Genomic DNA, 5,904 nt, shown 5'->3' with positions numbered 1-5,904 from the left:
CCACCCAGAGGAAAAAGGAGTTTCAACCCTCCGTTCCGTAACCCACCCATTAAAAGGAAGAACTACTCCCATCGTTCCGCAGTCCACTTTTAAGGAAGAAGAACTTCTCCGATCACTACTTTCCACGCGTTATAGGAAAACCCTACTAAAATATATGATAGCACACATTTTAGAAAATAAGAAAAACCCTCTTACAATTTCCATAGAGGGTTTATTAAAGTATCACAGAAATTCAATACAATTTTTAGATTCACCAACGGAATGTCATTCCATCGCTTCTATGTACTGATTTATCTTTCTTTGTTCCTTTCCAATAGACCTTACAATTACAAACAATAGCACCGCTACTGTTCCAAGTATTATTAGAGAAGTAAGCTGCATGCTAATATTTTTGAAGATCCACAATGGACCTTGGTCAAGCATTAGGTCATAAAAAAATAGCAAACCAAAAATAGCCGCAGCGTACCCCATTGTTATCAATTCTATAACCAATACTTCTTTCCCTTTGAAAACCTTGTTCATTTGGGATATATCTCTTTTGGGATCACTGAGAAAGATTCTTGTTCCTAACAGTGATGAATAGTACAATAATATGACAGTAGGAATTATTAATACTAAATCAAAGAAATTAAATTTTAAAAGAATTGAGAAAACTATTGTAAGAGCTATAAACTCAATAGTATAAAGCCCTGTAGAAATCATTATTTTTGAGTTCACCATAGTTTTTGTTTTGAAAGGAAATAACTTTGGAACGGGCCAGATTTTTATTTCTTCAGTCAACATATATGCAGAAATCATAGCTGAATAGTCTGCGGCTATCAACACAAAAAACATCGCTATGTAAGATAAATCTTGCATACCTGTGAAAAAGAATATGAATGGCAATACTACCGGATAAATCATCATAAAGATCAATTGGGAATTCCTGAAAAGAAGTTTTCTATCTTTCTCAAAAAGAGGAAGACGTTTGGTTTTAAACTTTTCAATTTTTTTAACCTTTGATTTTTTTCTCGATGTTGAAAAATCAAGTCTGTTCGCATATCTGTATATCAAGTAAAAGAACAATATTGAAACAGCGTAGATAAAAACAAGAGAAAAGATGTCGCCGTTAATAGCATTGATGAATTGAGCATGTGGCCAAAGAGGGTTCATAAAAATATTAAGGGAGTTCCCCATGCTTTCCACAAGGTTTTCTGGATCGTTGGTCATTATCCTGGGGAGAAATTGCGGTATTAAGACCATAAAGATAATGCCTATGAAATAAGTTAATTGTGCAATTCTTTTTGCGGATGTTTTACCAACAAAGAAAGACATAATTAATCCTATTACAATCGATATAGATATCAAAAAAAGAAAAAACCCTATAATACCCAAGATAGATAGAATTACATTTGAACCTTTCAAAATCATATAAGAAACAACGATTGATAAAAAAGCGCCACTTCCTACTCCAGACATGATTAAACTATCTATCGTAGAAGAGAAAAAAAGTGTTGATCTTTTAATAGGCATGGTCAAAAGGATGTCCATCATATCGTTATCAAAAAGCGTAGTTACAATTAATGGGGAAAATTGTAAAACAAAAATCGCGCTTACAATTAAAAAAGAAGGTGCAAACATTAGTTCTAGCAAAGTATAATTAGAATCCAAACCTATTTGATTCAACGGAATGTTTAAATTAAAGGAACCTGCGGCTGCGAGCATCGTTGGAATGATAACAGCTAAAAAAATTATTGGGACTATTAGATAACTCATTATACTGGAGATCATACCTGATCTTCTTTCTATTCCTTTTTTATTTTTTGTCGGTCGAGATTTGTTTTTATAGGAGTATTTTAACAACAATTTCAATTCATTCATAATTGTCTCAGAACCTCCCCACTAGAGTTCATCGATTATTTCTTTTACTTCACTACCCCCTGTTAATTCCAAGAAAATATCTTCTAAGCTCTTATTTCCGAGTTTAGAGAGAGACCTCAACTCTTCCAAATTACCTTCAGCAAGGATCCTACCGTGATCGATGATTCCTATTCTGTCACACATCTTTTCTGCTATTTCAAGTATATGCGTCGTAAAGAATATCGAAGAGCCTTCGTTTTTGTATTTTTGTAAAAGTTCTTTGAGTATCCTCGCTGCCCTGGCATCCAAACCTACGGTTGGCTCGTCTAAAAAAATCACCTTTGGTTTTCTCATCAAAACAGAAGCAACCATTAATTTTTGTTTCATACCATGAGAATAATCACCTATATAATCGTTGAGGTAATCTATCCCAAAGGCATCACATATTTCGTTAAATCGGGAATGAATTTCATCTGAATTTAATTTGTATACGTTCATTACAAACTCTATGTATTCACTGCCTTTGAGATTCTCATACATTTTTGGTTCATCAGGCACAACCCCAATTTCTCTTTTTATCTCCATTTCGTAATTATTGTAATCTTTATCCATTATGAAAATTTGACCAGAGGTTGGTTTTAGTGTTCCTGTGAGCATCCTTATCGTTGTAGTTTTCCCTGCACCGTTGGGACCAAGAAAACCATAAATTTCTCCTGTTTTTACGTTTAAGTTGATTCCATCAACAGCAGTGAAATCTTTAAATTTTTTTGTTAAATTTATCGCTTTTATCAAAGTTAATCCCCCCTCTACTTCGTTCTTATTTTAATAAGTATAAAACCCTTCTTTTTTGGTTCCAGAGGGTTTTCTCATTGTGTTAGCTTTGAAAGAAAGGAAATCTCAGGCCTTCAATTTCTTTTTCGTTTTTTTCAAACTTACCAGAATACTCTTCCATTTCTTTTAAATCCCAATCGAACACCGTTAAATAACAGCTACCTTCCTTTTCTTCGCTGAATATTGCCGGAAAATCATATAGATCTCCAGAATCTTCTTTCTCGCTCTCTTCTTCGGCTAGTGACACCTCAGTAATCACTGAATACGCTTTTAAATCAACGATCTCTGCCAACTCACCTAAGAAGTACATGAAATTGTCAAATTCTTCTTCACTATCGACATCTAATGGTAAGTTAACGGGGACGACTTCTTCTTGAACTTTGAATTGTGACAGGTGCTCGTTGATATCCTGAGCCAATTCTTCATCAAGTTCTTTTATCTTCTCCAAAAATTCTTTCTTAGATTCTTCGCTAAAATTTACCCACAAAATAACTTCAGGGTGAAGATGGTCCTCATGTACTAAATTAGAATCATTCATATACTTGATTGCCACTGTGTGAAAATTTGGATAATTAGAAATAAAAATCTCCTCCTTTTTTATTGAACCAAATTAGAAACTTTAAATCAATTTTCGCATCCTTCGCTTGATTAATACTCTAAAGTTGTCTGGATTGAAGTAAAAATATTATTGTTAATATTATTATACCATTATTTTTTTATTATGCATATTAATAAAATAAAACAGGAAATTATATTTTGAATACCAAAAATAATTGACCTTCGAAGAAACTTGGCTTATTTATTTTTTACTGTTATTTAAAATTCTATTCCCTTTCTTGCTTGAACACCTTGGTTGTAATAATGTTTAATCTCTTTCATCTCGGTAACCAAATCCGCAATTTCTATAATTTCTTCTGGGGCATATCTTCCAGTTATTACAACCTCTATCGATGGAGTTCTTTCTGTAATTGCTTTTACAACTCTACTCAGGGGAATCAATTTGTAGTATAAAGCAATATTTAACTCATCCAACACAACCAAATCGTATTCAAAGCCTTTTAAAACCTTCTCACAAACATCCATTCCCTTATTGGCTGCCTCTATGTCTTCTTCTGTAGGTTTTTTGTATATAAAACATTCTCTACCAAACTGTTGAATTTCAATGTTTTTAATAAATTCGCTCACTTTCAACTCACTATACTCCATGCCTTTTATAAACTGTGCAAAAAAGACTTTTTTACCTGAAAGTGCCGCTCTAACAGAAAGCCCTAAAGCTGCTGTTGTTTTGCCTTTGCCGTTGCCAGTATAAACATGAACGAAAGATTGTTCCATCTCAGCCACCTCATTCTCTGCTAAAAATTTATTTTCTTACAAGCTTTTTTATACCCTTACATTCTTTTTAATTGCAAATTTGGATATCTGGCTTATACCCCCTGCGAGTGAAATATTTCGAAAGATTTTGTCTTTTTCCCTTTCATCCCACCAAGAACCTGCTAAAATACTTACCCCTGTTCCAACAAACGCGTTGGGAAACATCGGGGTCGATGCCCCAATTAAAACTATCTCTCGGGCATTTTTGCATAAACTTAAAAGATACTCTAAGCTGTGGTTTATAACAGTAGTCCCACTTAAAAAAACAATTTCACATTTTGGAAGTATGTCCTTTTGTTTCTCCTCAGGGAGGACTTTACCAAAAACGCCACCTTTTTGCGAAACTCCACGATCAAAAATAAATACATTTTTGACCATTCCATTGAACATATTAGCAACTTGAGGAATATAGCCTATCGAGCAAACATTATCCTCTGGAGTAATTTCAACAGAAAAGGGGTGAATAGAAGTATCTACATCAACCAAAGGAAGGGAGCGTGAAGATGCTGTCAACACAGCAACGCCAATAGACCTTTGCAGATCATCTTGACCCGTGAGAGCCCATTCGGCAATTTCTAAACTATCTTTACCAATAATATCTTGAGCATACGGGAAAATAGAGCAACCTGATTTTAAATTCTCACGTAGAACATAACTTACACCCATATAATTATTACTAAGTTCCAAACCAATAAGTGAAATTCCTATAACCGCATCTTTGATCTTTAATCCTTCTAAATAAGGCTGTGCTTCTTCTATAATTCTTTCAATTATCATCCTGATCTCCTTCTTAGTGAGTTATTTAACTATTGAAATATAAAAAATGTTCTTAACCTTCTTCCTATTTCCCATGATTTTGATAATTTGTTTTCAACCCCATTATATCATCTAAAAATCTAAAAAAATTCATTAATTTGCATTAGCTTTCAGTAACAATTTTAGCTCTTCTAATGTAATACTTTAAATATTTTTCTTTATCTGATTGTGGATTTGCTCTTAGGATAAGAAAAAAAGCGAAGAAACAAGAAAGATGCTTTAAAAAAATGTTTCAATTTCTTATTGTTAGAATAAAAATCTATGAAGTTAAGAAAAATGGAGATGATTTGAGAATATTTATATTCATCAAAGAAAAGATAGGATAAAAAATCCAGAATTTTAAAAGAAGTCAAACGGTTACACAGGTTTCCATTCCTCACTCCCACCTTCCATTCCTTTCTCTTCTTCATCTCTTTTTGAACAAAAGGAAGAAAAAAAGCCTCACATTTACAGGTTATCTTTTCTTTCCTACTTTCAGTTCATTAAAATAAGGTTAGTAGGAAGGAAAGATTACTTGGAAGCTGAGAGATAGTATTGTTTTCATTCCTCTCCTCATCTTCTATTCCCCATATGTAGTATAAAAAGCTGAAGAGCTTGAATATTTACAGACTTACCATCAGTGTTTCCATTCCTCGCCCCTACCTTCCATTCCTCATAGGTAGGATAAAAAGGGTCAGGACACATGGTTGGAAGAATTCGAATTGGTGGGTTTCCATTCCTCTCCAACCCCTCCATTCCTCATAGGTAGGATAAAAAGTATATGATATAAATACTAAAATGTTTAAATTCAAGTCAGGTTTCCATTCCTCATAGGTAGGATAAAAAGGAAGAAATTGATAAGCAAATTAAAATTTTAGAAGAAGAACGTTTCCATTCCTCATAGGTAGGATAAAAAGAGGACCCAGATCATCTAATGAACCTAGAAACAGCTTTAGCTTAGTTTCCATTCCTCATAGGTAGGATAAAAAGGTATAACTAATTTACAAGGTGGTACAAGTAACTACAGTGTTTCCATTCCTCATAGGTAAGATAAAAAGATAAATCTTT

6 protein-coding genes and 1 CRISPR repeat array are annotated in these 5,904 nt (G+C 33.5%); of the genes, 1 reads left to right on the top strand and 5 read right to left on the bottom strand.

From position 1 onward, the window contains the following. Positions 1-289: hypothetical protein (locus AA81_RS14455; RefSeq protein WP_211292710.1), on the top strand; the 289-nt coding region annotated here is incomplete at its 5' end. Here AA81_RS14455 and AA81_RS12110 read toward each other — a convergent pair. The 5 genes from AA81_RS12110 to AA81_RS12090 form a co-directional block, all read right to left on the bottom strand. Further along, positions 265-1,860 carry a permease-like membrane multi-spanning protein gene (locus tag AA81_RS12110; RefSeq protein WP_103899168.1) on the bottom strand — a complete coding sequence of 532 codons (1,596 nt, stop codon included), beginning with the start codon at positions 1,858-1,860 and terminating at the stop codon, positions 265-267. The two genes, AA81_RS14455 and AA81_RS12110, sit on opposite strands and share 25 nt — an antisense overlap. A gap of 21 nt (positions 1,861-1,881) precedes the next feature. Beyond that, positions 1,882-2,631, bottom strand: coding sequence for an ABC transporter ATP-binding protein (locus tag AA81_RS12105; protein WP_103078216.1), 750 nt, complete (start codon positions 2,629-2,631; stop codon positions 1,882-1,884). A gap of 82 nt (positions 2,632-2,713) precedes the next feature. Beyond that, the gene (locus AA81_RS12100; RefSeq protein ID WP_146026618.1) at positions 2,714-3,208 is read right to left on the bottom strand and encodes a hypothetical protein; all 495 of its coding nucleotides are present in this window, start codon (positions 3,206-3,208) and stop codon (positions 2,714-2,716) included. A gap of 278 nt (positions 3,209-3,486) precedes the next feature. Next, positions 3,487-4,002 (bottom strand): cob(I)yrinic acid a,c-diamide adenosyltransferase, encoded by a 516-nt coding sequence (gene cobO / locus AA81_RS12095; protein ID WP_103078214.1) that lies wholly within the window; start codon positions 4,000-4,002, stop codon positions 3,487-3,489. A 48-nt stretch (positions 4,003-4,050) separates the two neighbouring features. Continuing rightward, on the bottom strand, positions 4,051-4,818 hold the full coding sequence (locus AA81_RS12090) for a DUF364 domain-containing protein (RefSeq protein WP_103899167.1): 768 nt from the start codon (positions 4,816-4,818) through the stop codon (positions 4,051-4,053). Positions 4,819-5,415: 597 nt separating this feature from the next. After that, a CRISPR array of direct repeats spans positions 5,416-5,894; the repeat unit is 27 nt; unit sequence TCCATTCCTCATAGGTAGGATAAAAAG. Positions 5,895-5,904: the final 10 nt, after the last annotated feature.

Source organism: Petrotoga halophila DSM 16923 (assembly GCF_002924615.1).
Note: the sequence above shows the minus strand (reverse complement) of the source record. Positions and strands in the feature narration are given on the sequence as shown.

Coding starts and splice junctions, on each gene's coding strand:
- AA81_RS12110 (WP_103899168.1), bottom strand. CDS start 1,860: ATGAATGAATTGAAATTGTTGTTAAAATACTCCTATAAAAACAAATCT.
- AA81_RS12100 (WP_146026618.1), bottom strand. CDS start 3,208: ATGAATGATTCTAATTTAGTACATGAGGACCATCTTCACCCTGAAGTT.
- cobO (WP_103078214.1), bottom strand. CDS start 4,002: ATGGAACAATCTTTCGTTCATGTTTATACTGGCAACGGCAAAGGCAAA.
- AA81_RS12090 (WP_103899167.1), bottom strand. CDS start 4,818: ATGATAATTGAAAGAATTATAGAAGAAGCACAGCCTTATTTAGAAGGA.